Annotated in this window: 31 protein-coding genes; 25 read left to right on the forward strand and 6 right to left on the reverse strand. The window is 73.8% G+C overall.

Translation table 11 applies throughout. The features are described 5' to 3' along the window. Window positions 1-22: 22 nt before the first annotated feature. Entirely contained in the window at window positions 23-592 is a 570-nt protein-coding gene (locus PUR71_RS29660; protein WP_329930244.1) for a DUF6328 family protein, read from the reverse strand. A gap of 229 nt (window positions 593-821) precedes the next feature. Between PUR71_RS29660 and PUR71_RS29665 the strand changes: the two genes are divergently transcribed. Both PUR71_RS29665 and PUR71_RS29670 read left to right on the forward strand, forming a co-directional pair. Continuing rightward, window positions 822-1,241 (forward strand): STAS domain-containing protein, encoded by a 420-nt coding sequence (locus PUR71_RS29665; protein ID WP_329930245.1) that lies wholly within the window; start codon window positions 822-824, stop codon window positions 1,239-1,241. Window positions 1,242-1,251: 10 nt separating this feature from the next. Next, window positions 1,252-1,716, forward strand: coding sequence for an ATP-binding protein (locus tag PUR71_RS29670; protein WP_329930246.1), 465 nt, complete (start codon window positions 1,252-1,254; stop codon window positions 1,714-1,716). A gap of 41 nt (window positions 1,717-1,757) precedes the next feature. Here PUR71_RS29670 and PUR71_RS29675 read toward each other — a convergent pair whose 3' ends face one another. After that, window positions 1,758-2,081: a plasmid stabilization protein gene (locus tag PUR71_RS29675; protein WP_329930247.1), complete on the reverse strand. Its 324-nt coding sequence runs from the start codon at window positions 2,079-2,081 to the stop codon at window positions 1,758-1,760. Between the two features lie 276 nt (window positions 2,082-2,357). Here PUR71_RS29675 and PUR71_RS29680 point away from each other — a divergent pair, with 276 nt between their 5' ends. Continuing rightward, entirely contained in the window at window positions 2,358-3,299 is a 942-nt protein-coding gene (locus PUR71_RS29680) for a SigB/SigF/SigG family RNA polymerase sigma factor (RefSeq protein WP_329930248.1), read from the forward strand. 8 nt (window positions 3,300-3,307) lie between these two features. Here PUR71_RS29680 and ddaH read toward each other — a convergent pair whose 3' ends face one another. Then, window positions 3,308-4,135 carry a dimethylargininase gene (gene ddaH / locus PUR71_RS29685; RefSeq protein ID WP_329930249.1) on the reverse strand — a complete coding sequence of 276 codons (828 nt, stop codon included), beginning with the start codon at window positions 4,133-4,135 and terminating at the stop codon, window positions 3,308-3,310. A gap of 158 nt (window positions 4,136-4,293) precedes the next feature. Between ddaH and PUR71_RS29690 the strand changes: the two genes are divergently transcribed. From PUR71_RS29690 to PUR71_RS29785, 20 genes are all read left to right on the forward strand, one after another. Next, window positions 4,294-5,163, forward strand: coding sequence for a ribonuclease BN (locus PUR71_RS29690; protein ID WP_329930250.1), 870 nt, complete (start codon window positions 4,294-4,296; stop codon window positions 5,161-5,163). Window positions 5,164-5,301: 138 nt separating this feature from the next. Then, on the forward strand, window positions 5,302-7,107 hold the full coding sequence (locus tag PUR71_RS29695) for a thiamine pyrophosphate-requiring protein (RefSeq protein ID WP_329930251.1): 1,806 nt from the start codon (window positions 5,302-5,304) through the stop codon (window positions 7,105-7,107). Continuing rightward, window positions 7,094-7,552 (forward strand): hypothetical protein, encoded by a 459-nt coding sequence (locus PUR71_RS29700; RefSeq protein ID WP_329930252.1) that lies wholly within the window; start codon window positions 7,094-7,096, stop codon window positions 7,550-7,552. The genes PUR71_RS29695 and PUR71_RS29700 overlap by 14 nt, the downstream gene beginning before the upstream one ends. Beyond that, window positions 7,545-9,899 (forward strand): GMC family oxidoreductase, encoded by a 2,355-nt coding sequence (locus tag PUR71_RS29705; protein ID WP_329930253.1) that lies wholly within the window; start codon window positions 7,545-7,547, stop codon window positions 9,897-9,899. Before PUR71_RS29700 ends, PUR71_RS29705 begins: the two co-directional genes overlap by 8 nt. Window positions 9,900-9,940: 41 nt before the next feature. Then, window positions 9,941-11,035: an enolase C-terminal domain-like protein gene (locus PUR71_RS29710; RefSeq protein ID WP_329930254.1), complete on the forward strand. Its 1,095-nt coding sequence runs from the start codon at window positions 9,941-9,943 to the stop codon at window positions 11,033-11,035. Window positions 11,036-11,213: 178 nt separating this feature from the next. Continuing rightward, window positions 11,214-11,921 carry an HAD family hydrolase gene (locus tag PUR71_RS29715; RefSeq protein ID WP_329930255.1) on the forward strand — a complete coding sequence of 236 codons (708 nt, stop codon included), beginning with the start codon at window positions 11,214-11,216 and terminating at the stop codon, window positions 11,919-11,921. Window positions 11,922-11,949: 28 nt separating this feature from the next. Further along, window positions 11,950-12,093, forward strand: coding sequence for a hypothetical protein (locus PUR71_RS29720; RefSeq protein ID WP_329930256.1), 144 nt, complete (start codon window positions 11,950-11,952; stop codon window positions 12,091-12,093). Between the two features lie 63 nt (window positions 12,094-12,156). Continuing rightward, entirely contained in the window at window positions 12,157-12,618 is a 462-nt protein-coding gene (locus tag PUR71_RS29725) for a hypothetical protein (protein ID WP_329930257.1), read from the forward strand. Window positions 12,619-12,633: 15 nt separating this feature from the next. After that, window positions 12,634-12,993, forward strand: coding sequence for a low affinity iron permease family protein (locus tag PUR71_RS29730; RefSeq protein WP_329930258.1), 360 nt, complete (start codon window positions 12,634-12,636; stop codon window positions 12,991-12,993). 147 nt (window positions 12,994-13,140) lie between these two features. Then, a complete protein-coding gene (locus PUR71_RS29735; RefSeq protein WP_329930259.1) occupies window positions 13,141-13,872 on the forward strand; it encodes a hypothetical protein in 732 nt (243 codons plus the stop codon). A 5-nt stretch (window positions 13,873-13,877) separates the two neighbouring features. Continuing rightward, window positions 13,878-15,044 (forward strand): SRPBCC family protein, encoded by a 1,167-nt coding sequence (locus tag PUR71_RS29740; RefSeq protein WP_329930260.1) that lies wholly within the window; start codon window positions 13,878-13,880, stop codon window positions 15,042-15,044. 5 nt (window positions 15,045-15,049) lie between these two features. Beyond that, entirely contained in the window at window positions 15,050-15,496 is a 447-nt protein-coding gene (gene gvpJ, locus PUR71_RS29745) for a gas vesicle protein GvpJ (protein WP_329930261.1), read from the forward strand. Next, window positions 15,493-16,305 carry a GvpL/GvpF family gas vesicle protein gene (locus PUR71_RS29750; RefSeq protein WP_329930262.1) on the forward strand — a complete coding sequence of 271 codons (813 nt, stop codon included), beginning with the start codon at window positions 15,493-15,495 and terminating at the stop codon, window positions 16,303-16,305. The genes gvpJ and PUR71_RS29750 overlap by 4 nt, the downstream gene beginning before the upstream one ends. Further along, window positions 16,296-16,547, forward strand: coding sequence for a gas vesicle protein GvpG (locus PUR71_RS29755; protein ID WP_329930263.1), 252 nt, complete (start codon window positions 16,296-16,298; stop codon window positions 16,545-16,547). Before PUR71_RS29750 ends, PUR71_RS29755 begins: the two co-directional genes overlap by 10 nt. Before the next feature lie 3 nt (window positions 16,548-16,550). Then, entirely contained in the window at window positions 16,551-16,982 is a 432-nt protein-coding gene (gvpO, locus tag PUR71_RS29760) for a gas vesicle protein GvpO (RefSeq protein WP_329930264.1), read from the forward strand. A 23-nt stretch (window positions 16,983-17,005) separates the two neighbouring features. Beyond that, window positions 17,006-17,392 carry a gas vesicle protein gene (locus PUR71_RS29765; protein WP_329930321.1) on the forward strand — a complete coding sequence of 129 codons (387 nt, stop codon included), beginning with the start codon at window positions 17,006-17,008 and terminating at the stop codon, window positions 17,390-17,392. Next, on the forward strand, window positions 17,389-18,153 hold the full coding sequence (locus tag PUR71_RS29770; protein ID WP_329930265.1) for a GvpL/GvpF family gas vesicle protein: 765 nt from the start codon (window positions 17,389-17,391) through the stop codon (window positions 18,151-18,153). The genes PUR71_RS29765 and PUR71_RS29770 overlap by 4 nt, the downstream gene beginning before the upstream one ends. Then, complete coding sequence (locus tag PUR71_RS29775; RefSeq protein WP_329930266.1) at window positions 18,153-18,422, forward strand: gas vesicle protein; 270 nt, start codon at window positions 18,153-18,155, stop codon at window positions 18,420-18,422. The genes PUR71_RS29770 and PUR71_RS29775 overlap by 1 nt, the downstream gene beginning before the upstream one ends. Continuing rightward, on the forward strand, window positions 18,419-18,736 hold the full coding sequence (locus PUR71_RS29780) for a gas vesicle protein K (RefSeq protein ID WP_329930267.1): 318 nt from the start codon (window positions 18,419-18,421) through the stop codon (window positions 18,734-18,736). Before PUR71_RS29775 ends, PUR71_RS29780 begins: the two co-directional genes overlap by 4 nt. A gap of 93 nt (window positions 18,737-18,829) precedes the next feature. Continuing rightward, entirely contained in the window at window positions 18,830-19,003 is a 174-nt protein-coding gene (locus tag PUR71_RS29785; RefSeq protein ID WP_329930268.1) for a CsbD family protein, read from the forward strand. An 88-nt stretch (window positions 19,004-19,091) separates the two neighbouring features. Here the strand turns inward: PUR71_RS29785 and PUR71_RS29790 are convergent, their stop codons facing one another. The 3 genes from PUR71_RS29790 to PUR71_RS29800 are packed head-to-tail and all read right to left on the reverse strand — an operon-like array spanning window position 19,092 to window position 22,661. Then, window positions 19,092-19,874 carry a hypothetical protein gene (locus PUR71_RS29790; RefSeq protein ID WP_329930269.1) on the reverse strand — a complete coding sequence of 261 codons (783 nt, stop codon included), beginning with the start codon at window positions 19,872-19,874 and terminating at the stop codon, window positions 19,092-19,094. 44 nt (window positions 19,875-19,918) lie between these two features. Further along, window positions 19,919-21,679 (reverse strand): glycoside hydrolase family 15 protein, encoded by a 1,761-nt coding sequence (locus PUR71_RS29795; protein WP_329930270.1) that lies wholly within the window; start codon window positions 21,677-21,679, stop codon window positions 19,919-19,921. A 28-nt stretch (window positions 21,680-21,707) separates the two neighbouring features. Further along, on the reverse strand, window positions 21,708-22,661 hold the full coding sequence (locus PUR71_RS29800; RefSeq protein WP_329930271.1) for a TIGR03557 family F420-dependent LLM class oxidoreductase: 954 nt from the start codon (window positions 22,659-22,661) through the stop codon (window positions 21,708-21,710). Window positions 22,662-22,867: 206 nt separating this feature from the next. Between PUR71_RS29800 and PUR71_RS29805 the strand changes: the two genes are divergently transcribed. Together PUR71_RS29805 and ku are read left to right on the forward strand one after the other, a co-directional pair. Further along, window positions 22,868-24,070 (forward strand): PP2C family protein-serine/threonine phosphatase, encoded by a 1,203-nt coding sequence (locus tag PUR71_RS29805; protein ID WP_329930272.1) that lies wholly within the window; start codon window positions 22,868-22,870, stop codon window positions 24,068-24,070. 189 nt (window positions 24,071-24,259) lie between these two features. After that, a complete protein-coding gene (gene ku, locus PUR71_RS29810; RefSeq protein WP_329930273.1) occupies window positions 24,260-25,315 on the forward strand; it encodes a non-homologous end joining protein Ku in 1,056 nt (351 codons plus the stop codon). Window positions 25,316-25,369 lie beyond the last annotated feature (54 nt).

The following is a 25,369-nucleotide window of genomic DNA, read 5'->3' on the forward strand; positions in this document are numbered from 1 at the left end:
CCGCATCGTCACGCCCGAAACGTCAGGGCGGGGCCTGCGGAGGGCCGTCCTGGTCGGGAGATCCGGCCGACGGCGGCGGGGACCGCCCGTCGTGCCGGCGCAGTTGCTGGACCGGCAGGAGGAACCAGCAGAAAGCGAACCAGGACATGACGGCCCCGGCGATCCAGGCGGAGACGGCGGAGCCCGTCGCCACGCGCAGCAGGAGCAGCAGGGCGGAGCCGATGGTGAGGGCCAGCAGCACCAGGCCCGCCGCGACCAACCGGGCGACCGCGTCGACCAGTTGGGGTTTGAGCCGCCGCCCGGCGAAGATCCGGTGGAAGGCGACCGGCGCGGTGAGCGCGCCGGTGGCGAGGGCACCCAGGACGACGGTGGTGACGTACAGTCCCCGATCGAATCCGCCGAGCGAGACGAAGCGCGGCATGAAGGCGACGCTCAGCAGGAAGCCGAACAGCACCTGGGAACCGGTCTGGGCTACCCTCACCTCCTGGAGCAGGTCGGTCCAGCGCCGGTCGGCCCGCTCGTCGGCCGACTCCCGTCGTCCGGTGCGCGGGACGTGGGCGCGTCCGTTGGGAATGGTGCCGGGTGCCGTCATGGCTTTCTTCGCCTCCGGGTTCGTCCGCGCCCTCCGCCCGTTCTCGTCCTTCCGCGCGTGTAGCCGCGCCGGGGAGGGGCAAACGCGCGGCATGGACGACCACAAAACGGTCCGCCCGGCCGCACCCGGCGCGGGACCCCGCGTCGCGGCCGTCTGCGCGGTGGACCGTTCCGCGCGCCATGATGGGCGGGACGGCACGCCGCCGTCCCGACCGCAAGGGGAGCGCACCATGCCACAGGCAGTCGAAGGGGAGAGCGGGCCGGGACCCGGTGGCCTGCGGATCGCGGTGGACCGCGCGGGGCCGGTGCGGATCGTCGCCCTGGCCGGCGAACTCGACCACGACACGGCCGACGGGCTGCGCACCGTGCTCGACGCCCCCCGGGACGACGGCGTCCAGCGCCTGGTGGTGGACCTCGCGGACCTGCGGTTCTGCGACTCGACCGGGCTCAACATCCTGCTCCGGGCCCGCCTGGACGCCGAGGCGACCGGGCTGCGCGTGGAACTCGCCGGCCCGCAGCCCGTAGTGGAGCGGCTGTTCGCGATCACCGGGGCCGACGGTGTGTTCCTGATCCATCCCGATCTCGGCGCGGCGCTGAAGGAGCAGGGCCCGGACGGCCGGGGCGCCGGCCCCGCGTCCGGCCCGGCGTGAGGGGGCCCGCATGACCGCACCCGGGGCGAGCCCCCAGAGCAGCCGGGAGGAGCAGACCAGGCGGCTGGCGTTCGGCGGCAGCGACGGTGCGGTCCAGCGCAGCCGTGAGTTCAGCCGGCGGGTGCTGGAGTCCTGGTACTGGCTGCCCGCCGCCGACGAGGAGCAGCGGGCCGTCACGGAGGACGTCCTGCTGATGGTCTCGGAGCTGGTCACCAATGCCTGCCTGCACGCCCCCGGGGGCCCGAGCGAGCTGCGGCTCAGCTGGGACGGCAGGCGCCTTCGGGCCGAGGTCGCGGACGGGAGCCCGGTGCCGCCGCGACTGCGCCCGTTCCAGGACCCTGCGCAGCCGGGCGGTCACGGCCTGCGGGTGGTGGACCGGCTGGCGCGCGCGTGGGGGTGCGTGCCGGACGGCGGTGGGAAGCGGGTGTGGCTGGAGGTGGTGTCCCCGGTCGACCACCACGTCCGCCCGGACTGAGGGGGATCGGCCTGCTCGGTGATCGACGGGGATCGGGGCGCTCAGTGACCGAGCGCGTTCGCCAGTTCGCGCTTGTTCATCGTCGAACGGCCCTTGATGCGGCGCTGTTTGGCCTCGTTGTAGAGCTGGTCGTACGTCGGACCCCGGGAGCCGCTGTGCGAGCGCTGACCTCCTCGGCGGCCGGAGGACATGTCGTGGATCGAGGTGCGGCTCGCGGTCTTCGACTCGCCGTGCCGGGCGCGCTCCTTGTTGACCGTCCGGGCGGCGATCTCCTTCGCCCGCTTCTCGCTCTCCCCCCGGTCGAGGGCGCTTTCCTTGATGTGCTCGTACTGGCGCTCGCGCTTGGGGCTGGATCCTCGCGGCATGACGGTCCCTCCTCGCGGTCGGAGTGGTTGCCCGATCGCGTGTACCCGGAGAAACTGCAATAAATCGGTCGAAACATGAATCCGATGTCGTGTGTCGGGGTAGAACGTCTCGTGCGGCGGTCGCATCCGTTCCGACGGCCGCCCGCCGGCACCCACCGGGTGCCACCGGGACCTTCGCTTGAAGAAGCCGGGCACAGGTCCTGGGGGAAGAAGCCCGTGGCACGCGAGCCTCAGCCCGTGTCGCGGGGCGTTCGCCCCGATGCCCAGGAGAAGCAAGTGTCCATTCCCCTTGAGACACCGCACCATGCTGACCAGACGACCGCTGCGGCCCCGTCCGCCCCGCCGGCGTCCGACCTGCCGCCCCGGTACACCGAGGCGGAGCTGCGGGCGATGGGCAAGACCGAGGCCCGCGAGCTGAGCGACGCGCTGTTCGAGCGCCTGGCCGGTCTCGCCCGCGAGACGCACGACTACAGCTATGTCCGCGGCACGATCATCGAGCTCAACATGCCCCTGGTCCGCTTCATCGCGGCCCGCTTCCGCCACCGCGCGGAGGACATGGAGGACATCCTCCAGGTCGGCACGATCGGCCTGATCAAGGCCGTCGACGGCTACGACCCGCACCGCGGCGTCGAGTTCGTCACCTACGCCATCCCCACCATCGCCGGCGAGATCAAGCGGTTCTTCCGCGACACCTCGTGGCCGGTCCGCGTGCCCCGCAGCATGCAGGAGCTCTACCTGAGCGTCGCGCGCGGCTCCGACCGCCTGGAGCAGGAGCTCGGCCGCCTCCCGCGGCCCGAGGAGATCGCGAAGGACCTGGACCTCACCGTCGAGGAGGCCACCGAAGGCCTGGTCGCCGGCCGGGTCTACCGACCCAACTCCCTGGACGCGCTGCGCGACCAGGACACCGACGAGAGCGGCAGCGCGATGCTCGACCGCCTCGGCGCCTGCGATCCCGCCATCGAACTCGCCGACTTCCGCACTGCTGTGCGCCCGCTGCTGGCCGACCTGCCCGAGCGGGAGCAGACCGTGCTCAAGCTCCGTTTCTGGGACGGCCGGACGCAGTCCGAGATCGCCGACCGGATCGGCGTCTCCCAGATGCACGTGTCCCGCCTCCTCACCGCCACCCTGGCCCGCCTGCGCGAACAGCTGGAGGACCGCGACGCGCCCGGCTGGTGGGACGAGGCGTCCGGGGACCCGCCGGACGGCCCGTCGCACTGAGGCGCCGGTCAGGCCGGACGCAGTTCGAGTACGCAACACTTCGGCCCGCCGCCGCCTTTGAGGAGTTCGGGCATCCGGACCGGTACCGGAACGTACCCCTCGGCGTGGAGGCGGGCCGCCAGTCCGCGCGCCGCGGCGGGGAGCACGACATGGCGGCCGTCGCTCACCGCGTTGAGCCCGAACACCGCCGCGTCCGCGGCCGAGGCGAGGATCGCGTCCGGGTAGAGGGCGCGCAGGAGGCGCCTGCTGGCGGTCGCGAACGCGGGCGGGTAGTACATGATCCGCTCGTCGTCCAGGACGGCGAGCGCCGTGTCGAGGTGGTAGAAGCGCGGGTCCACGAGGGTGAGCGTGACCACCGGGCGGCCCAGGATCCGACGGGCCTCGCGGTGGGCCGCCCGGCTCGTCCGGAAGCCGGCGGCGGCCAGGATGCGCGGACCGGCGAGCAGGAGGTCGCCCTCTCCCTCGTTGACCGGGCCCGCGGTGTGGACCGGCCGGTAGCCCGAGGCGAGGAACCAGCGCCGGTGCGCCTGCGCCTCGGCCGCGCGCTCGCGGTGCCGGAAGCGCGCCACCAGGACCCGGCCGTCGACGACCGTGGCGCCGTTCGCCGTGAAGACCATGTCCGGCAGCCCCGGCAGCGGGGCGAGGAGCTCGACCCGGTGCCCGAGGCCCCGCAGGGCGGTGCGCAGTTCGTTCCACTGCCGCAGCGCCGTGCCGGGGTCCGCCGGACGGGTCGGGTCCATCCACGGGTTGATGGCGTACTCGACCGCGAAGTGGACCGGCGGGCACAGCAGGTAGCGGCGCCGCCGCGCGGCCCGTGCGGGTCGTGTGCTTCTCATGCGCCGCGCGTGCCCGGCCGGTCGGGTCGGAAACCGCCGGTTTTGCCGCACCCGCCCCGGGCACGCGCACGGGCGGGTGCGGGCAGCCGGTCGGACGGAGTCGACCGACGGCCGTGGACCGGTCGCGGAATCCCGACCGGCCCCGGAGAGGCGGCGAGATGCGTACCTGGTGGCGGGCCCTCAGGGGGCTGGCGCGGGACGTGTGGGACGAGGGCTGCAGGATCGAGGTCCTCCAGCGCGCGATGGCGTTCGCGGCGCTCTTCTTCGTCACGCTCGTGCCGTTGCTGATCGTCATCGCCGCCGCCTTTCCCGAGCGCGGCGCCGGCATCGCGCAGTGGATCATCGACGCCCTCGGCGTGCGCGGGCGGGGTTCGGCGGCCGTGCGCCGGCTGTTCGCCTCGCGCGGCCAGGTCCTCAGCACGACCACGGGCTTCGGTCTCGCCGCCCTGGCGGTGTTCGGGATCTCCCTGATGGGATCCGTGCAGGGCGTCTACCAGCGGATCTGGCGGACGGATCCCGGGTCGTGGCACGCGGTCTGGCGCCAGGTGCTCGCACTGGCCGCGCTCGTGGCGTACATCCTGCTCGCCGCGTGGAGCGGGTCGCCCTGGCACGCCTCCGGAGCGCAACCGACCTTCCGGATAGGCGTCACGATCGCCGGCGGCCTGCTGCTGTTCTGGTGGCTCCCGCACCTGCTGCTCGCCGGCCGCGTTCCGGCACGCGACCTGTTCCCGGGGTCGGTCGCGACCGTCGTCTCGCTGGTGGGGCTCCACCTCTTCTCCCGCCTCGTGTTCGCGCCGCTGCTGGTGTCCAACGCGGTGTCCTACGGCACGGTGGGCACGGTCCTGATCGTCCAGTCCTGGCTCATCGGCGTCGGTTACTGCGTGTACGCGGGCGCGCTGACGGGCCGTGTCCTCGCCCGGGCCCGCGAGGGCCGGGAGAACGAGGGCCGGGATAACGGGGGCCCGGAGAACGAGGGCCGGGATAACGGGGGCCCGGAGAACGGGAACCCGGGGGAGGACGGACGGTGAGGCCGCAGCGCCGCCGCCGTGTGAGCACGCCCCTACCGGGCAGCCGCTGAACGCCGGAGACGGCACGTTTCCCGATCGCGGGAGCGGAAAGCCGCGCCTCGGGGGGTTCCTGCACGGCGGACGCGAAGGAGGAGCACCGTGAGCCCGAAGGTTTCCGACTACATCCTGGAACGGCTGCGCGACTGGGACGTCGAGTACGTCTTCGGCTACCCCGGTGACGGCATCAACGGGCTGCTCGCGGCCTGGGGCCGGGCCGACAACCGGCCGGTGTTCGTCCAGGCCCGGCACGAGGAGATGGCCGCGTTCGAGGCGGTCGGCTACGCGAAGTTCTCCGGACGCGTCGGGGTGTGTGCGGCGACCTCGGGTCCGGGCGCGATCCACCTGCTCAACGGGCTGTACGACGCCAAGCTCGACCACGTGCCGGTGGTGGCGATCGTCGGCCAGACCAACCGCAGCGCCATGGGCGGCTCCTACCAGCAGGAGGTCGACCTGCTCAGCCTCTACAAGGACGTCGCCGCCGAGTACTGCCAGATGGTGACCGTCCCCGAGCAACTGCCCAACGTCCTCGACCGGGCGATGCGCACCGCCGCCGCCCGGCACACCGTCACCGCCGTCATCGTGCCCGCCGACGTCCAGGAGCTCGACTACAGCCCGCCGGAGCACGCGTTCAAGATGGTGCCCTCCAGCCTCGACAACCCGCGCTGGACGGTCGTGCCCGAGCAGGAGGAGCTGCGCCGCGCCGCCGACGTGCTCAACTCCGGCCGCAAGGTCGCGATGCTCGTCGGCCAGGGCGCCAGGAACGCGCGGCGGCAGGTCCAGGAGACGGCCGAGCTGCTCGGCGCAGGCGTCGCCAAGGCGCTGCTCGGCAAGGACGCGCTGCCCGACGTCCTGCCGTACGTCACCGGGTCCATCGGCCTGCTCGGCACCCGCCCGTCCTACGAGCTGATGCGCGACTGCGACACCCTGCTCACCGTCGGCTCCAGCTTCCCCTACACGCAGTTCCTGCCCGAGTTCGGGCAGGCCAGGGCGGTGCAGATCGACCTCGACCCGTTCATGGTCGGGCTGCGCTACCCGTACGAGGTCAACCTGGTCGGCGACGCGGCCCGCACGCTCGACGCGCTGCTGCCGCTGCTCGCCCGCAAGGAGGACCGCACCTGGCAGCGCACCGTGTGCGACAACACCGAGCGCTGGTGGGAGGTGATGGAGCGCCGGGCCGCGGTCGCCGCCGACCCGATCAACCCCGAGTACGCGATCCACGAACTCGACCACCTGCTGCCCGACGACGCCATCGTCACCTCCGACTCCGGCTCCGCCGCCAACTGGTACGCCCGCCACCTGCGCCTGCGCGGAGACATGCGCGGCTCGCTGTCCGGCACGCTCGCCACCATGGGCCCGGGTGTGCCCTACGCGATCGGCGCCAAGTTCGCCCACCCGGACCGCCCGGCCATCGCCCTCGTCGGCGACGGCGCGATGCAGATGAACGGCCTCGCCGAGCTCATCACGATCGCCAAGTACTGGCAGCAGTGGCAGGACCCGCGCCTGGTGGTGGCGGTGCTCAACAACCGCGACCTCAACCAGGTCACGTGGGAGATGCGGGCCATGGAGGGCGAACCGAGCTTCCTGCCCTCGCAGGAGCTCCCGGACGTCGACTACGCGGGCTTCGCCCGCACCCTGGGCCTCGGCGCCGAGCGGGTGGCCGACCCCGGCGAGGTGGCCGACGGCTGGCGGCACGCGCTGAACGCCGACCGCCCGTTCGTGCTGGAGCTGCGCACCGACCCGGCCGTGCCGCCGATCCCGCCGCACGCGACCTGGGACCAGATCCAGGCCGCCACCGCGTCCGTGCTGCGCGGCGACAGCGACCGCGCCGCGATGGTCCGTCAGGGGCTCAAGGCCAAGCTGCAGGAGATCCTGCCCTCCTTCGGGGGTCGGCATGGGCACCACTGACGCGCTCCGGGAAGGGGTCGACCTCGTGCTGCGCAACGTCCGCACCGGACGGTTCCAGCGCTCCCTCGCCCTGGTCACCGCGGTGGGCTCGGTGATCACCGCCGCCGAGATCTACCTGGAGCACGACCGGGCCGGCTTCGGCAACCGCGTCATGTGGTGGCCGGTGTGGCTCGGGCCGGTCGGCGCGGTGGCCGGGGTGGCCGGCGCGGTCAGCCCGCGGGCCGCGCACACGATGCTGCCCCTCGCCTCCGCCGCGATCACCGCCAACGGCGTCCAGGGCACGTACCTGCACGTCCGAGGCATCGCCGAGAAGCCCGGCGGCTGGGCGATGGCCCGCTACAACGTCGAGATGGGACCGCCGCTGTTCGCACCGCTGTTGATGAGCATGGTCGGAGGGATGGGGCTGGTCGCCGCCATACTGCGCCGGGAGTCGCGCGATGCCTGAGGCTCCCGAGGACCGGACGCCCGCCTACGAGGGCCGCTTCCCCGGCTACGACGTGCTCGGCCAGGCCGCGGCATGGGACCGCGAGACGGCGGCCGTCGTGTACTCCAGGACGGGCCCCCAACCTCCCCTGCGCTTCTTCACGCCCGCCGAGGAGGCCACCGCCCGCGCCCTGCTGGACCTGCTGCTCGACCACCCCGACGTCCCGCTGCTCGCGATGATCGACGCCCGGCTCGCCGAACTGCAGACCGACGGCTGGCGCTACGCCGACATGCCCGAGGACGACGAGGCCTGGCGGCGCTCCCTGCGAGCCCTTGACGAGGACGCGGACGGCCCGTTCGCCGCGCTCACCGAAGTCCAGCAGCGCGCGCTCGTCGGCCGGGTGCAGGAACTGGCCGGCGAGCGCTGGCACGGCATGCCCGCCAAGCACGTGTGGAGCCTGTGGACCAGGTACGCCTGCACCGCCTACTACGCCCACCCCACCGCCTGGAACGAGATCGGCTTCGGCGGCCCGGCCCACCCGCGCGGCTACCTGCGCCTCGGCGAGGACCAGCGCGAGCCCTGGGAGGTCGCCGATGCCCGCAACCGCCCGCCCCGGCCGCCCGACCACCAACCGGTGCGGCCGCTGCCGCCCGCCACCGACCCCGGCCGGCACTCCCGCCTGCGCGCCGCCGCCGGGACCGTGCGCGCCAACGCCGCCGCCCAGCGCGAGGTCCGCCGCACCAACGCCTCCGCCTGGCTGCTGCCGCGCGACGGACACGGCTTCGACCACACGCTCAAGCGCGACATGCGGCGCTTCGACGACTCCGACGAGGTCGACCTGCTGATCGTCGGTTGCGGCGCCGGCGGCGCCACGCTCGCCCAGCGGATGGCAAGGCGCGGCTGGAGCGTCGTCGTCCTGGAGGCAGGGCCGTTCTGGGACCCGCTCGCCGACTGGGTCAGCGACGAGGCCGGCTCGCACCACCTCTACTGGACCGAGCCCCGCGTCATCTCGGGCACCGACCCCGTCCCGCTCGGCTCCAACAACTCCGGTCGGGGCGTGGGCGGTTCGATGGTGCACTTCGCCGGCTACACGCCCCGCTTCCACCCTTCCGACTTCCGCACCCACAGCCTCGACGGCGTCGGCGTCGACTGGCCGCTCGAGTACGCCGACCTGCGCGACTCCTACCGACGTCTGGAGTACGAACTCCCGGTCGCCGGCCAGTACTGGCCCTGGGGCGAACCGCACCCCTACCCGCACCCGCCGCACCCCGTCGGCGGCAACGGCGAGGTCTTCCTGCGCGGCGCCGCCGCCCTCGGCATCGAGGCCCGCGTCGGCCCCGTCGCCATCACCAACGGCCGCTTCGGACGCCGCCCGCACTGCGTCTACCGGGGCTTCTGCCTCCAGGGCTGCAAGGTCAACGCCAAGGCCTCCCCGCTGATCACCCACGTCCCCGACGCCCTCGCGAACGGCGCCGAGATCCGGGCGGACTGCATGGCCTCCGGGGTCGAACTCGACGCGGACGGACTCGCGTGCGGCGTGCGGTACTTCCACCACGGCCGCGAACACCTCCAACGGGCCCGCACGGTGGCCGTCGCCGGCTACGCCATCGAGACCCCGCGCCTGCTCCTCAACTCCGCCTGCAAGCGCTTCCCCGACGGCCTGTGCAACGACCACGACCTCGTCGGACGCTACGTCATGGTGCAGGGCGCGCCGCAGACCTCCGGCCGCTTCGACGAGGAGATCCGCGCCTACAAGGCCCCGCCACCGGAGGTCTCCACCGAGCAGTACTACGAGACGGGCGCCGACCGGCCGTACAAGCGCGGCTTCACGATCCAGAACATCTCCCCCCTGCCCATCACCTGGGCCGAACACGTCGTCGCCCAAGGGCACTGGGGCGCCGACCTGCGCACCTACCTCTCCGACTACGTCCACTGGGCCACCCTCGGGGCCATGGCCGAACTCCTGCCCCAGGCGGACAACCGGGTCACCCTCGCCGCCGAGACCGACCGGCGCGGGCTTCCCGTGGCCGAGTTCGCCTTCTCCCAGTGCGACAACGACCGGATGCTGATCCGCGCCGCCCGCACGGTCATGGAGGACATCCTCCGCGCCGCCGGAGCGAGCGAGGTCATCACCATCGACCGCTACGCCCACCTGGTCGGCGGCTGCCGCATGGGCGCCGACCACCGGAGCGGCGTGGTCGACCACCGGCTGCGCACCTTCGCCGTGCCCAACCTGCTGATCACCGACGGCAGCGTGCTCCCGACCCAGGGCAGCGCCAACCCGGCGCTCACCATCATGGCGCTGGTCGACCGCGCGGCCGGCCTGCTCGCCGCGGGGGAGCGCTGCGGACTGCGGGCGCCCGCATGAACGGGACGAACAGGATGAAAGGGGCGAACGGGAACGACGGCATGGACGGGATCGAGCGGATCGGCGTCAGCGTCTACACCGTCCCCACCGACGCGCCGGAAGCGGACGGCACGATCGCCTGGGACCACACCACACTCGTCCTGGCGCAGGCCGTCAGCGGCCGCCGCGCCGGCCTCGGCTGGACCTACGGCGCCCCCGCCACGGCCGCCGTCATCCGCGACGAACTCGCCCCGCTGCTGACCGGCCGCGACCCGCACGACACCGCCGGCGCCCAGGAGGCCATGAGCCGGGCGGTGCGGAACACGGGCCGTCCCGGCCTGGTCGCCGGAGCCATCTCGGCCGTCGACCTCGCCCTGTGGGACCTCCGGGGCCACCTGCTCGGCCTGCCACTCGCCCGGCTGCTCGGCGGCGCCGCCCGGCCCGTCCGGATCTACGGCAGCGGCGGCTTCACCACGTACTCCGCCGCGCAGCAGGAGCGTCAACTACGGGGCTGGACCGACGGGCAGGGGATCCCCCGGGTCAAGATCAAGATCGGCGAGTCCTGGGGCACCCGCGAACGGCGCGACCTCGACCGCGTCCGCGCCGCCCGGCGGACCGTCGGCGACCGCGTCGAGCTCTACACCGACGCCAACGGCGGGTACCGGCTCAAACAGGCCGTCCGGATCGGGCACGCCCTCGCCGGTGAAGGCGTCACCTGGTTCGAGGAACCCGTCTCCTCCGACGACCTCACCGGCCTGCGCGCCGTCCGCGACGCCGTCACCCCCGACGTCACCGCGGGCGAATACGGCTACGACCTCCCGTACTTCGCCCGCATGGTCCCCACCGTCGACTGCCTCCAGGCCGACGCCACCCGCTGCGGCGGCCTCACCGCCTGGCTGCGCGCCGCCGCCCTCGCCGAAGCGCACGGCCTGGACATCTCCGCCCACTGCGCCCCGCACCTGCACGCCCACGCCGCCGCCGCCGTCCCCAACTGCCGCCACCTGGAGTGGTTCCACGATCACGTCAGGATCGAGAGGCTCCTCTTCGACGGCACCCTCGACCCCGCCGGCGGCACCGTCACCCCGGGCGCGGACGGAGCCCCAGGCCACGGACTGCGCCTCGCACCCGCCCGGGCCGACGAGTACCGGACCGCATGAAGAGGCCCGGCACCATGACCCACCACCCGACGCGGAACCGGACCGACGCGGCGACCGCGGACAGCCGGAACGAGCCGGCGCGCCACGGGCCGCCGCTCCTGCGGCTGCTCGAACCACCGGCGCCGCCCACGCCTTCCGCGTCCGCGCGACCGTGCCCGGCTGACCGAAAGGACGAACGATGAAGACCGCAGCGGCACTCTTCGACGTCGACGGCACCCTGCTCGACACCGCCTACCTGCACGCCCTCAGCTGGTGGGAGGCCCTGCGCCAGTACGACCGGACCGTCCCCGCCGCCCGCGTCCACCGCGCCATCGGCATGGGCGGGGACCAACTGCTCGACCACCTCCTCGGCGAGCACCGCGACCACGGGGACGACGAGGCCATCACCGCCGCCCACGACGCCCTCTACGCCAGCCACTGGCCGGTCCTCACCCCGCTGCCCGGAGCCCCCGAACTCCTGCGCGCCTGCGCCGCCCGCGGGTGGCGGATCGTCCTGGCCAGCTCCGCCTCCGAGCGCGAACTCACCGTGCTGCGCCGCGCCCTGGGCGCCGACGACGTGATCGCGGCCGCCACCTCCGCCGACGACGTCGCCGCGACCAAGCCCGCGCCGGACCTCGTCCACGCGGCGCTGGACCGCGCGGGCACCGACCCCGCGGACGCGGTGTTCGTCGGCGACACGGTGTGGGACGTCACCGCCGCGGGCCGGGCCGGGGTGCCGTGCGTCGCCGTGGAGAGCGGCGGCTTCGCCGCGCAGGAACTCTTCGGCTGCGGCGCCGCCGAGGTCCACCGCGACACCGCCGACCTGCTCGCCGGGCTGGACGCCAGCCTGCTCGCCCGGGTGCCGGCCGAACGGTCGCCGGGCGCGACCGGGACCCGCGCGGCGTGAACCCGTGCCGACGGGGACCCGCCGGAGCGTGTTCCGGGCCGGACGGTTCCCGTTCGCGCTCGCGGGCGGCGTCGGCGCAGTGCGCGACGTGGCACAGCCGGTCATCGGCAGGGCGTTCGCGGTCCACCGGCTGCGCGAGCAGGCGGCCCGGCCGCCCGTCGCGCAGCGTTAGGGGCGCGGCGGCCCGGGTAGGCGCGACCCGACGCAGATCGAACCGGGACCGAAAGGGATTGCCATGTTGCTGCTAGGACTTCTGCTGATGTCGGCGTCCGGTGCGTTCATCGGGCTGCTGATCGCGGACAACCTCGCCGGGGGGCCCGAGTACCAGGCGACGGTCCTGGGCAACGACCTGGTGACGCTCAACAGCCTGGGCGTCTTCCTGGCCGGCGTGGCGCTCGGCCTGATCTTCTGCCTGGGACTGGCCCTGATGGGGCTCGCCCGGCGGACCCGGCGGCCGGTGGGTGCCGCAGTGGGCGGCGCGGCCCACCGGGGGGCGCACCCGACCCGGCGGGCACGTCGAGGGGAACCCGTCGCACCCGCGGCCGACGACCGGCCGGCGGTCGAGGACGCACCGGTGGCCGGTGAAGTGTCGGCCCGGCCGGAGGAACGCGCCGCGGAGCAGGGCGGTCGGGACGACACCGGCATGCCGGCCCAGCCGTCGCGCGGGGGTCGGATCCGGCACCTGTTCGGCCACTGACGGGCGGTCGGGGACATGACACTGAGCCACCCGGCCGAGCGCGGCCGGGGGAGCTTCGCTCGCCTGGCCGAGCGGGCCTCCAACCTGACCAGTTCCCCGTTGTTCTACTCCCTGTGCGTGCTGCTCGTGGTCGCCTTCGTGGCCGTCCACGTCGCCGGGCTCTCGTCCTCGTGGCAGCACCTCGTCGGCGACATGATGTCGGCGGTGACGCTGCTGCTGCTCGCGCTGCTCAAGAACGCCGAGCGGCGGGCCGAGCACGCGATCCAGCGCAAGCTCGACGCGATAGCGGCGGCCCTCCTGGCGGAGGAGGAGGGCGACCGTGGCGAGGTCAGGAAGGAACTGGAGCACGCGATCCGCCTGGAGGACGAGGTCTGAGCGGACCGCGGTGGAACCGGCCGGGATCGTGGTGACGTTGCGCCGTTTCCATCCGGCCCCGAGGGGTAGGCGACGGGGTCACCGAGCCGGGCCGTTGGTTTGCGAACCGAAGGCTCCCGGTCACACCCTCCCATCCAGGGACGGACCATGAACAACGCGAAACTCGCCGCTGCGGTGGGCGCCGGCTACCTCCTCGGGCGGATGCACAAAGCCCGATGGGCGCTGGCGCTCGCCGGCATGGCGGCCGGCAAGAAACTGGGTGCCAGCCCGGGAACCGCGGTCGCGCAGCTCCTCGAATCCTCGCCGCAGCTGCGGCGGGTGGTGGGCGACGTGCGGGGCGAGCTGGCGAGCGCGGGCAAGAAGGCGGCCGTGGCCGCCGCATCCCGGCGCGTCGGCGCGCTGACCGACCGACTGGAACAACGGACCGAGGCCCTGCGCGAGGCGAAGGGGCAGCGCGAGGACGACGAAGAGCCCGAAGAGGAGGAACCGCAGGAGGAGGAGCAGGAGGAGCAGGAGGAGAACGAGGAGCAGGAGGAGCAGGAGGAGAACGAGGACTCCGCGAAGCCCCGGAGCACCCGCTCGGGCACGTCCTCCCGGAAGACCCCGTCCACCGGCGGTTCGTCGCGGTCGCGGACGGCGACCAAGCGTTCCGGCACGGGCACGTCGACCCGTAGGAGCACGGCGAAGACGCCGGCGAAGACGTCGGCGAGGACGTCGGCGAAGGCGCCGGCGAAGGCGCCGGCGAAGGCACCTGCGAAGAAGGCCGCCCCGCGCACGGGCTCCACCCGCAAGACCGCGGCCTCCCCGGCCGCGAAGAAGACGAGTGCCCCGGCCCGCAAGACGGCCGGATCGCGGGCGTCCGCACGGAAGTCGGGGTGACGACGATGGCCAAGCAATCAGCTCAGCCGGAAATCGGCGGGATCGGCGACGTCCTCGAAGCCCTGCCCACCGAGCGACTGTTGGAGCAGACGCGGGACTTCGTGTCCGCGCTGGGCGAGCGTGCCGTCGCGGCGGCCGGCGACCGGGTCGCCGATCTCGCGGACCGGCTCGTCGACTACACGGAGAACGGGGGCGGCGGGGGCGGCGGAGGCCTCCCGGTCGGCAAGCTCCTCGGGGCCGGCGCGGCCGGGGTGAAGAGCCTCGTGTCCAACGGCCTCTTCTCGTCCGGGGGCGGGAAGAAGGGCGGCGGCGGCAAGGAGACCAAGGTCACCAACATCGTGGAGGAGATCAACGTCGGCGTGCCGGTGCGGGTCGCCTACAACCAGTGGACGCAGTTCCAGGACTTCCCGAAGTTCACGAAGCGACTGGAGAGCGTCGACCAGGAGTCCGACGAGAAGCTCAGGTGGAAGGCCGGGATCTTCCTCTCCCACCGCACCTGGGAGTCGACCATCGTCGAACAGGTCCCGGACGAGACGATCGTGTGGCGCTCCAAGGGCGACAAGGGTCATGTCGACGGCACGGTCACCTTCCACGAACTCGCGCCCAACCTCACCAAGATCATCCTGGTCCTCGAATACCACCCCCAGGGCCTGTTCGAGCGGACCGGCAACATCTGGCGAGCCCAGGGACGGCGGGTGCGCCTGGAGCTCAAGCACTTCCGCCGGCACGTGATGACCCGGACGATCCTCGATCCCGACAGCGTCGAGGGCTGGCGCGGCGAGATCCGCGACAGCGAGGTCGTCCGTTCGCACGAGGACGCCCTGGAAGAGGAGCAGTCCGATCAGGAGCCGGAAACGGACGAGTCGGAAGAACCCGAAGACGCCGAAGGCGCCGAAGACACCGAAGACACCGAAGACGAGGAGCACGAGCAGGGCGACGAGGACGAGGACTACGAGGAGGAGCCGGACGCGGAGGACGAGTACGACGAGGACTACGCGGACGAGGACCTCGAGGAGGACGACGAGGAGGCCGACGAGGAGGCCGACGACTACGACGACGAGTACGAGGACGAGCCGGACGAGGAAGAGCCGGAGGAGGACGAACCCGAGGACGAGGAAGACGACGAACGGCCGCGTGGCCGCCGCCGGGCCCCCGCCCGGAGCGGTAGGTGAGGACGATGACGGTAGCCCCCAGGACCGGCCACTACCTGGACCGCCCCTCCCCGAGCGGCCTGGCGGACGTCCTCGACCTGATCCTCGACAAGGGCCTGGTCATCGACGTCTACGTCCGCGTCTCGCTCGTCGGCATCGAGCTGCTCACGATCGACGCGCGGATCGTGATCGCGAGCGTGGACACCTACCTGCGCTTCGCCGAGGCGGTCAACCGCCTCGACCTGAAGCAGGACCGCTCGGAGGGCCTGCCGGAGCTGATGGACGACATGCGGCAGGGCGGTGCCCGCCGCAAGACCCGCGGCGCCCTGGAGGGCGTCAAGGAGAGCGTCGGCGAGGTGATCGACCACGTCCGCGGCCGTGAAGGCGAGGACGAGGACGAGGAGGAGGAACCGCAGGAACGGCCGCGGCGCCGGTCTCGGTCCTCCACCGAGCGCAGGGAGCGTGAGCGGTGAACCGCGACACACCGGCCGCCGGCGAGACCGGACCGGCCTGCTACGTCTACGGGATCGTCCCCGCCGACGCCGCCGCGCCCACGGCCGTCCGCGGGGTGGGCACGCCCCCGGCAGCAGTCGAACTGCTCCCGCGCGGACGGGTCGCCGCGCTGGTCAGCGAGGTCGATCCGACCAAGCCCCTGGGCACGCCGGACGACCTCCGCGCACACGCCCGGGTGCTGGACTCGGTCGTCTCGACCCGGGTCCCCGTGCTGCCGTTCCGGTTCGGCTCGGTGGTCGACGGCCGCCGGGCCGTGGCGGAGGAACTCCTCGGCCCGTCCGAGGAGGACTTCGCCACCGCGCTGGAGAGCCTGCGCGGCCTCGCCCAGTACACGCTGCGCGGGTCGTACGTCGAGGACCGGGTGCTGCGGGACGTCCTCGCCGCCCGGCCCGACATCGCCGCCCTCCGGGAGCGGACCGCGTCGCTGCCGGAGGACGCCGCCCACTACGACCGGCTCCGGTTGGGTGAACTGGTGGCCCAGGAGATCGCCGACCGCGGCGAGGCCGACGTAGGTCAGCTGGTCGACACCCTCGGCCCGCTCGCCGTCTCCGTGGTCAAGGGTCCGGGCACGGACCTCGACCAGCCGATCGACGTGTCCTTCCTGGTCCACCACACCCGGTGGGCGCGCTTCGAGGCCGAGGCGGAGGACCTGGCGCGCGGCTGGGCCGGGCGGATCGGCATCCGCCTCCTCGGCCCGCTGGCCCCCTACGACTTCGCGCCCACGGCCGTCGGCGGCGCTTCCGAGGAGGTGTCCGGCCCATGGGCCTGATCACCGGGCTCCTCACCCTGCCGCTCGCGCCCGTGCGCGGCGTGGTGTGGGTGACCGAGCAACTGTACGCCCAGGCCCGCCGCGAGCTGGACGACCCGGCGATCGTCCGCCGGCGCCTGGCCGAGCTGGAGGAAGCCCGCCGCAGCGGCGCCCTCAGCCCGGAGGAGGCCGACCGGCAGGAGGAGGAACTGGTCGGACGGCTCTGGGAGTCCAGGAGGACGAGCGGTGGGCGGGAGGTGTGAGCCGTGCCCGAGCCAGAGCCCCGCGCGCGTCGGCCCGCCGACCGCGCGACGGCGCCGCGTCGCCGCACCGCCGCCGCCGACGGTGAGCACCGCGAACCCGCTTCCGGGCGGAGCAGGCACGCGCCCGCCGAACCGGACCGGACCGACCCCCCGAAGCGCACCCGGACCCCTCTGAGCGCGCGCCAGGTCGCCGCCCGGGCCGCCCGCCAGGTGCAGGAACTCACCGGGAACCCACCCGAAGGCGTCACCTCGCTGGAACGCGACGGGGAAGGGTGGCGGATCGGGATCGAGGTCCTGGAATCCCGCCGCGTCCCCGACTCCACCGACATCCTGGCCGTCTACCAGGTCGTCCTGGACGAACGGGGAGGTCTCGTGTCCTACCACCGCGAACGCCGCTACCACCGCGGCCACGTCGACCCCGGGGAGACGCCGTGAACGGACGCGACTTCGGACCACCGCTGCCGGTCGGCTACCGCACGTCGCCCGCCCCGCAGCCGGCCAACCTCGCCGACCTCCTCGAACGGGTCCTCGACAAGGGCATCGTCATCGCGGGGGACATCCGCGTGAACCTGCTGGACATCGAGCTGCTGACGATCAGGATCAGACTCCTCGTCGCCTCCGTCGACCGCGCCCGCGAGATGGGCATCGACTGGTGGGAACACGATCCCGGCCTCTCCTCCGGCCGGCGCGACCTCGCGGTGGAGAACCGGCGCCTGCGCGAGCGGATCGGTGAACTGGAGGCCGCCGCGAGCGAGTCGGAGCGTCCCGCACCCACCGGCCGCGCCGATGAGGCACCGGCCCCGTCCACGCGGCGTCGTCCGCCGCGTGCAGGGAGGGAGCCATGACCCACGTGACGTGGCTCTACGCCATCGTCCCGGCCGACCGGCGCCCCCCTCCCGACGTGCGGGGTGTCGCGGCGGAGCCCCTCCGCACGCTGAGCGGGCCCGCCCTCGCGGCCGTGGTCGGCTCGGTACCGCGGGCCGACTTCGACGAGCGGCCCCTGCACGCCCACCTGGAGGACCCGGTCTGGCTGGAACACGCCGTCCGCGCCCACCACCGGGTGGTCGAGGCCCTCGCCGCCACGGGCCCGGCCCTGCCCTTGCGCTTCGCCACGCTCTACCACGACGACGCCCGGGCCCAGGCACTCCTCCGCGAGCGCCACGACGAGCTGGCCGAGGCGCTCCGGCGGATCGACGGGCGGACGGAATGGGGCGTCAAGGCGTACCTCACCGACCGGCCGCCGGCACCGGAGGAGGAGACCGGCCCCGACGACGGGGACCGGCCCGGCACGGCCTACCTGCTGCGCCGCAGGGCCCGGCGGCAGCAGCGCGAGGAGACCCTGCGCCAGGCTTCGGACGATGCGGGGAGCATCCACGCGCAGCTCGCCGGACTGGCGGTGGCGGCGGCCCTGCACCCGCCTCAGTCCGCGGAGACGAGCGGCCGCGCCGAGCCCATGGTCCTCAACGGCTCCTACCTCGTCGACCTCGTCGACGGGAAGCGCCTTGCGGATGCCGTGGCCGACATCGCGGAGGGTCACCCCCGCCTCCGCCTGGAACTCACCGGCCCGTGGCCGCCCTATTCGTTCGCCGACCCGGGGGAGGTGTGATGAACACCCCGGACCGACGGGCCGCGGACCGCTCGCGCGCCCCCTACCCGGTCGGCGTGGACTACCCGGTCGGCGCGGAGCGCGTCGCGCTCGTCGACCTCCTCGACCGCGTACTGGCGGGCGGCGTGGTCATCGCGGGCGAGATCACCCTCGCCATCGCCGACGTGGACCTCGTCAGGATCAGTCTGCGGGCGCTGGTGGCCTCCGTGCGGTCCGCGACCCGGACCGTCGAAGGCACCGCGACCGTCCGGGACGAGGAGTCGCCGTGACCGCGCGGCCGCCGGAGGATCCCCGCGGTGCCCGCGTCGCCCGGCGCGTCGCCGTCGACCCGGAGACGGTGGGCCGGGACCTCGCCTGCCTCGTCCTCACCGTGGTCGAGCTCCTGCGGGAGCTCATGGAGCGGCAGGCGCTGCGCCGCATCGACGAGGGTGACCTGAGCGAGGACCAGGTCGAGGCCCTGGGCGTGACGCTGATGGCCCTGGAACAGCGGATGGACGAGCTGCGCGATCACTTCGGCCTCGCTCCCGAGGACCTCGACATCGACCTCGGCCCGCTCGGCCCGCTGCTCGGCTCCGGCCCCTGAGCCGGATCCGCCGGATTTCATGACAAGAGGAGGATTATTCGGAGGATTCCGGGCACACGCGACATGGGACCACGAACCGACGAGGAGGAAGCCGTGAGCGCAGGCAAGAAGGTCGCACACACCGCCGAGACCGCGAAGGGCAAGGCCAAGGAAGCAGCCGGCAAGGCGGTCGGGAACGAGCGGCTCACCGCCAAGGGCAAGGCGGAGCAGGTCAAGGGTGACCTCTCCCAGGCGGGTCAGAAGGCCAAGGACGCGATGAAGCACTGAGCGCCCCGCCCTGCCGGATCCGCCCGCCACGATCACCGACCGTGGCGGGCGGCTTCCTGTCCGCCTCCGGCGGTCCCCGGGAGCCGGGTCAGTGCCCCTCGATCGCCCGGGGGTCGCCGGTCAGCGCGTAGCGGCGGCAGGCGAGGAGTTCCTCGATGGTGCTGCCGGTCTCCTTGGCGAGGAGGTGCAGGACCGGCTCCGCGTCGTGGTCGGAGAGGTATCCCGGCGCCATGCGCAGGGCGAGCAGGCCGAGGTCGCGGAAGCCGTCCAGCACCCGTTCCTGCGCGTGCAGGCCCTCGGCCACGACGGCGCGCCAGGCCTCGACGTCGCAGCCGTCCGGGCCCGGGACGCTCCGGAGGTCGGCGGGCGGCACGTCCGGGCGCTCGCGGAGCTCCGCGACGGCGTCGGCGACCGCGGTGCCGACCTGCGCCGGATCCGGCGGTGCGCCGCCCTCCCGAGGGCGGAGCGGGTCGAGTCGTTCCGCGAGCAGGTCGGTGAGCTCGGCCAGCCGGCCGCGCAGGTCGACGACGGCCTGGACGGACAGGACCGGCCAGTCGTCCCACACGTGGGCCGCCGAGACGCCCACCTCCCGCTCCACGGTGGCCCCGACCGCCTCGGCCACCGCCGTGAGGTCGAGCAGCCGGTAGGCCGTGGGTCGGGTGACCCCGAGCTCGGCCATCGCGTAGGCGCCCCAGGAGCCGTGCCCGAGCGCCTCCCAGGCCCGGCCGCGGTGGGCGGCGTCCACCCGGCCGGTCAGCTCCAGGACCGACGTCCGGGGGTCGGCGACCGCCGCGCGCAGGTCGTCGGTCAGCCGCCGCGCTTCTGTCCGGCCGATCGGGGCCCGCGGCTCGCTGGAGTGCCTCTCACCCATGGGCCCATCCTGCGCGCCCGCCACGGCCCGTGCGACTCCGGCGGTCATCGGCCGGGGGTGGGGCCGGGGGTGAGGGTGGCGGCGGACTCCAGCAGCAGCGCGTGGACGAAGGACTGCGGGAGGTTGCCGCGCAGCTGGCGCTGGGCGACGTCGAACTCCTCCGCGTACAGGCCGGCCGGGCCGCAGGCGGCGCGGTTGCGCTCGAACCAGCGGAACGCCTCGCCGTCGTTCCGCTGGCGGTGCTCGGCGAGCGCCATGAGGAAGCCGCACAGCAGGAACGCTCCTTCGGCGTCCTCCAGGGGCCGCTGGTCGTGGCGGAAGCGGTAGAGGAAGTGGTCCTGCCCGAGCTCCTCCCGGACGGCGCGCAGCGTGGCCGTGGTGCGGGGGTCGTCGGCCGGCAGCGCGCCGCGCAGGGGCGGCAGCAGGAGGGCCGCGTCCACGCCGGTCCGGCCGGGTGAGCGCTGCCAGTGGCCGTCCGGGTGCAGGCAGTCGGCGCAGGCCTCGGCGACGATCAGGTCCGCCAGCGCCTCCCAGCGGGCCGCGCGCCCGCCGCCCGCGCCGGGGACGGCGGCGATCGCGCGCAGCCCGGCGGCGCAGATCAGGCGGCTGTGGGTCCAGCGGTCGGCGTCCAGCTCCCAGATGCCGGCGTCCGGCTCGCGGTGCCGGGCGGCGATCGCGTCGGCGGCGGTGAGCGCCGCCCGCCAGCCGTCCGCGTCCAAGCGGTCGTGGCGGGCCGCGGCGGCGAGCAGGAGCAGGCCCTCGCCGAACACGTCCAGCTGGAACTGGCGGTTGACGTGGTTGCCGACGACGTCGAAGCCGCCCGGGTAGCCGGGCAGGTCCAGGGTGCGCTGGTCCGGTACGGGCCCGCCGGTGGCCGTGTAGGCGGGGGCGAGCTCCGGGCCGTCCGCCAGCAGCCGGGCGGTGACGAACCGGACGGAGCCGTCCAGCAGCTCGTGCACGCCGGCGGCCGCGGCGGCCTGGCCGATGTACGCCTGGTCGCGCACCCACACGTAGCGGTAGTCGTAGTTGCGCCCCTGCTCCGCGCGCTCCGGCAGGCTCGTCGTGGCGGCGGCCACCGTACCGCCGCCGGGGCCGGTCAGACCGGCCAGGACGGCGTGGGCGTGGCGGGCGTCCCGCTGCCCCACGACACCGGGCAGCTCGGGCACGCAGGCCGTCCAATGGGCCTCGGTCGCCCGCCACAGGGAGTCCGCCGGGGCGGGAGGCGGCAGGGGCCGGTCGGAGATCTCCAGGACGAGGTCCCGTCGGCCGCCGGCCTCCAGGAGCACCGCGGTGCGCAGGGCGGAGCCGTCGGGCCGGGCGTCGGGTGCACCGGTCAGGCGTACGTGCAGGCCTCCGGTGCGGCCCGTCCAGGCGCCCCGCTCGTCGCGGTGCAGCTCGTGCAGGGGGTGGGCGCCGAAGCCGGCCGCCGGGCGCAGGTGGACCTCCACCCGGGCGTCCCCGTGGACGGCCTCGATCCGGCGCAGCAGGACGGCGCGGTGCGGGTCGCCAGGCCCGGCGAGGGCCTCGCGGCACTCGACGATCCCGTCCGTGGTGATCCAGCGGCTGCGCCAGACGAGGCTGCCCGGCTCGTAGTAGCCGCCCCAGACGAACGGTTCGGCGGGAGTGACGGAGTACCATCCGGCGCCGCCGATGAGGGCGGCGAAGACGGCGTCGTCCTCCCAACCGGGGGCGCACATCCACACGAGGTCGCCGCGGGGGCCGAGAAGGGCGCCTCGTCGTCCGTCGGCGAGCAGGGCGTAGTCCCGCAGGGCGTGCGGGGCGGGGGCGGTGCCGGGTGTGCTCAACTACCCACCTCCTGTGGTGTGTCGCCGGTCATGCGAGCTGCGGCAGGACCTGCTCGCGGTAGAAGTCGAAGAACCCCTCCTGCTCCTGGCCGATCTGGCCGACGTACACCTCGTCGAACCCGGCGTCGACGTATCCGCGCAGCCGGTCGGCGTGCTCCCGGGGGTCGTCGCCGCAGGTGACCGCCCCGGCGACCATCTCCTCGGTGACCAGCTCGGTGGCCTGCTCGAAGTGGCTCGGCGTGGGCAGCACTTGGGCGAGCTCGCCGGGCAGCAGCTCGCTGGGCCAGAGCCGGTGGACGGTCTTGACCGCCCGCTCCCGGTCCGGTGACCAGCACACCTTCACGCCGCCGAGCACCGGCCCGGTGCCGCCCGCCGCCCGGTAGCGCCCGACGAGTTCGGTGTCCGGGGTCATCGTGACGAGACCGTCCGCGTACTCGGCCGCCGCCTCGGCGGCCTTGGGGCCGAACGCCGAGACGTACACGGGCAGGCGCCCGTCCTGCGGCGGCGTGTAGAGCCGGGCGTTCTCGACGGTGTAGTGCGCGCCCTGGTGGCTGACGAGGCCGCCGGTGAACAGTTCGCGCATCACGGCGACGGCCTCCTCCAGCATCTCCGTGCGCACGTCGAACGGCGGCCAACGGTCGCCCAGCACGTGCTCGTTCAGCGCCTCGCCGGTGCCGACGCCGAGCCGCAGACCGCCCGCCAGCTGCACGTCCGCCGTCGCCGCCGCCTGGGCGACGACGGCCGGGTGCAGCCGGACGTTCGGGCAGGTCACCAGCGTCGTCACCGGCAGCCGGGTGACCTGCGAGAGCGCGCCGATCACGCCCCACACGAACGGGCTGCTGCCCTGGGCGTCGTTCCACGGGTGGTAGTGGTCGGAGATCGCCAGCCGGGTGAAACCGGCCCGCTCCGCCAGCCGGGCCTGCTCGACCAGCTGGGCGGGGGTGAACTCCTCGCAGGACAGGAAGTAGCCGAACGCGGTCATGGCAGCCTCGGTTCGTCGGATCGTCGGTGGCTCGGTGTCCTTCGCAGGTGCGGCTAACCGGGCCCGGCCCGGCGAAACCTCGCCGTCGTCCGCCGGTCCGGGCGCCGGGTGGCCGGAGCGGTCCCCGGCGATTCCCGTTTCGGAGGTGACCACCGTGTGCGGCCGGGCCGTGCGTGGGTAGGCGCGACCGCGACGGGAGGTGCCAGGTGTCGCAGAGCGAAGAGAAGGTGCTGGGCGCAGTCCTGTCGCGGCTGCTGGCCCGGTCCCGGGCGAGCGGACCGGGCGACCTGCCCGGCCTGGTGCAGGACGCGGTCCGTGCCCTGGGCGGGACGGGAACGCGGGTGTTCCTGGCGGACGTCCAGCAGCGGCACCTCGTACCGCTGCCTGACCCGCGGACCGGCGACCCGGGCGACCGCCTCGACGTCGAGACCACCCTCGCGGGCCGCGCCTACCGGCTCCAGCGCACCCGGCTCTCCGCGGGGCCGCCCCCGGTCGGCTGGTTCCCCCTGGTCGACGGCATCGAGCGGATCGGCGTGCTGTGCGTCGAGTTCCGGACGCGGGAGCCGGAGGAGACCGATCGCTGGGAGGCCCTGGCCGCGCTCGTCGCCCTGCTGGTGCTCTCCAAGGGCGCGTACAGCGACGCGCTCGTCCGCACGACGCGTGACCGGCCGATGAGCCTGTCGGCCGAACTCCTGTGGGCCTTCCTGCCACCGCGCACCATCGGCACCCGGGACCTCACCTCCAGCGCCGTCCTCGAACCCGCCTACGAGGTCGGCGGGGACGCCTTCGACCACTCCGTGGCGGGCGGGCGGCTCCACCTCTCCGTGTTCGACGCCATGGGGCACGACCTCGCCTCCGGCGGCGCCAGCTCCGTCGCCCTGGCCGCCTGCCGCAGCACCCGCCGGGCCGGCGGCGACCTCGCGGCGATCGCGCAGGCCATCGACCGCACCCTGGGCCGCTGGATCCCCGACCGGCTGCTCACCGCCGTCGTGGCCGATCTGGACGCGGCCACCGGCGAACTCGCCTGGATCAACTGCGGCCACCCGGCGCCGCTGCTGATCCGCGGCCGGCACGTCGTCGCGGGCGCCCTGGAACGGCGGGCCGAACTGCCCCTCGGCCTCGGCTTCCACGACCGCGGCCCGCAGCCCGTCCACCACGTCAGGCTCCAGCCCGGCGACCGGCTCCTCGTCTACACGGACGGCGTCACCGACGCCCGCTCGGCCACCAGCGAGATCTTCGGCGAGGAGCGCCTGACCGACACCCTGGTCCGCCACATGGCGAGCGGTGAACCCGCCCCCGAGGCCCTGCGCCACCTGATCCACTCGCTGCTCGCCCACCAGGACCACCGCCTGCGCGACGACGCCACGATCGCCCTCGCCGAATGGCACCCCGGCGGCCGGGACGGCTGACGGCGCCCGGATTCGGCGCCCGGAGTCAGAGTCCGGGGTCAGAGCCCGGACCCGTCCGTCCGGCACTCCCGGCCGATTCGCCCGGGACGGATTCGACCGTCCACGTGCGGGAACGAGCTGAGCAGGACGTCGTCCGCCCCGCGAAACCGGAGCCGGGAGAGGACGGCGGACGGCGGAAGGGAGACGGCCATGGCGAGACCGGTGTGGACGGGAGTGCTCACCTTCGGCCTGGTCACCGTGCCCGTCGCGCTGTACACGGCGACCGAGGACCACTCGGTGCGCTTCCACCAGCTCCAGCGGGGCACGTCGGACCGGGTCCGCAACAGGCGGGTCAACGAGCGCACCGGCAAGGAGGTCCCGTACGACGAGATCGTCAAGGGCTACGAGCTCACCGAGGGCGAGTACGTCATCGTCGAACCGGAGGAACTGGAGCGGATCTCGCCCGGCCGGTCGAAGACGATCGACATCTCCGGCTTCGTCGACCTGGAGCGGGTCGACCCGATCTTCTTCGACCGCACCTACTACCTCGGGCCGCGCTCGGCCGAGTACGCGAAGATCTACGCGCTGCTGGCGGCCTCGCTGGAGCGGTCGAACCGGGCCGGGCTGGCGATGTTCGCGATGCGCGGCAAGGAGTACCTGACCGCGGTGCGGGCCGACGACGGGCTGCTGGAGCTGCACACGATGCACTTCGCCGACGAGGTCCGCGACCCGCGGCGGGAGATCGACGGCCTCCCGGGCGACGACGTGAAACCCACCGCCCGGGAGCTCGACACGGCGCAGCAGCTGATCGGCATGCTCGAAGTGGACTGGGACCCGGACGCGTACCGGGACACCTTCGCCGAGGAGGTCCGCAAGCTCGTCGAGGACAAGGCCGCCGGCCGCGAGATCGCCGTCTCCGAGGGCCCGCCGGCCGAGGCCACCAACGTCGTCGACCTCATGGACGTCCTGCGCCGCAGCCTGGAGGGCGCCAAGGAGGGCAAGGGTGCGGGCACGCAGCGCACCCGCACGCAGCGCACCCCCAAGGCCGCGCCCGGCAAGAAGTCCACGTCGACGCGGACGGCCAAGGCCGGGAGCGCGCCGAAGAAGCGCGTCACCGCGAAGGAGGAGGACCTCGACGGACTCACCAAGGCGGAGCTGTACAAGCGCGCCACCGCCCTGGAGATCCCGCACCGGTCCACCATGGACCGCGACCAGCTCCGCGACGCCGTACGGAAAGCCGCCCGCAAACACCTGCGCGCAGCCTAGGCCGTCTCCGCGGCCGGTCGAGTGGGACGGCAGGGCCTAGCCTGGAAGAGGACC

The organism is Streptomyces sp. SP17BM10, from assembly GCF_036322405.1.
Lineage (GTDB): Bacteria > Actinomycetota > Actinomycetes > Streptomycetales > Streptomycetaceae > Kitasatospora.

Excerpts from the sequence above, each read along its gene's own strand:
- PUR71_RS29660 (WP_329930244.1), bottom strand. The coding sequence starts at position 592 with ATGACGGCACCCGGCACCATTCCCAACGGACGCGCCCACGTCCCGCGC.
- PUR71_RS29665 (WP_329930245.1), top strand. The coding sequence starts at position 822 with ATGCCACAGGCAGTCGAAGGGGAGAGCGGGCCGGGACCCGGTGGCCTG.
- PUR71_RS29670 (WP_329930246.1), top strand. The coding sequence starts at position 1,252 with ATGACCGCACCCGGGGCGAGCCCCCAGAGCAGCCGGGAGGAGCAGACC.
- PUR71_RS29675 (WP_329930247.1), bottom strand. The coding sequence starts at position 2,081 with ATGCCGCGAGGATCCAGCCCCAAGCGCGAGCGCCAGTACGAGCACATC.
- ddaH (WP_329930249.1), bottom strand. The coding sequence starts at position 4,135 with ATGAGAAGCACACGACCCGCACGGGCCGCGCGGCGGCGCCGCTACCTG.
- PUR71_RS29690 (WP_329930250.1), top strand. The coding sequence starts at position 4,294 with ATGCGTACCTGGTGGCGGGCCCTCAGGGGGCTGGCGCGGGACGTGTGG.
- PUR71_RS29700 (WP_329930252.1), top strand. The coding sequence starts at position 7,094 with ATGGGCACCACTGACGCGCTCCGGGAAGGGGTCGACCTCGTGCTGCGC.
- PUR71_RS29705 (WP_329930253.1), top strand. The coding sequence starts at position 7,545 with ATGCCTGAGGCTCCCGAGGACCGGACGCCCGCCTACGAGGGCCGCTTC.
- PUR71_RS29710 (WP_329930254.1), top strand. The coding sequence starts at position 9,941 with ATGGACGGGATCGAGCGGATCGGCGTCAGCGTCTACACCGTCCCCACC.
- PUR71_RS29715 (WP_329930255.1), top strand. The coding sequence starts at position 11,214 with ATGAAGACCGCAGCGGCACTCTTCGACGTCGACGGCACCCTGCTCGAC.
- PUR71_RS29725 (WP_329930257.1), top strand. The coding sequence starts at position 12,157 with ATGTTGCTGCTAGGACTTCTGCTGATGTCGGCGTCCGGTGCGTTCATC.
- PUR71_RS29730 (WP_329930258.1), top strand. The coding sequence starts at position 12,634 with ATGACACTGAGCCACCCGGCCGAGCGCGGCCGGGGGAGCTTCGCTCGC.
- PUR71_RS29735 (WP_329930259.1), top strand. The coding sequence starts at position 13,141 with ATGAACAACGCGAAACTCGCCGCTGCGGTGGGCGCCGGCTACCTCCTC.
- PUR71_RS29740 (WP_329930260.1), top strand. The coding sequence starts at position 13,878 with ATGGCCAAGCAATCAGCTCAGCCGGAAATCGGCGGGATCGGCGACGTC.
- gvpJ (WP_329930261.1), top strand. The coding sequence starts at position 15,050 with ATGACGGTAGCCCCCAGGACCGGCCACTACCTGGACCGCCCCTCCCCG.
- PUR71_RS29755 (WP_329930263.1), top strand. The coding sequence starts at position 16,296 with ATGGGCCTGATCACCGGGCTCCTCACCCTGCCGCTCGCGCCCGTGCGC.
- PUR71_RS29770 (WP_329930265.1), top strand. The coding sequence starts at position 17,389 with ATGACCCACGTGACGTGGCTCTACGCCATCGTCCCGGCCGACCGGCGC.
- PUR71_RS29775 (WP_329930266.1), top strand. The coding sequence starts at position 18,153 with ATGAACACCCCGGACCGACGGGCCGCGGACCGCTCGCGCGCCCCCTAC.
- PUR71_RS29790 (WP_329930269.1), bottom strand. The coding sequence starts at position 19,874 with ATGGGTGAGAGGCACTCCAGCGAGCCGCGGGCCCCGATCGGCCGGACA.
- PUR71_RS29800 (WP_329930271.1), bottom strand. The coding sequence starts at position 22,661 with ATGACCGCGTTCGGCTACTTCCTGTCCTGCGAGGAGTTCACCCCCGCC.
- ku (WP_329930273.1), top strand. The coding sequence starts at position 24,260 with ATGGCGAGACCGGTGTGGACGGGAGTGCTCACCTTCGGCCTGGTCACC.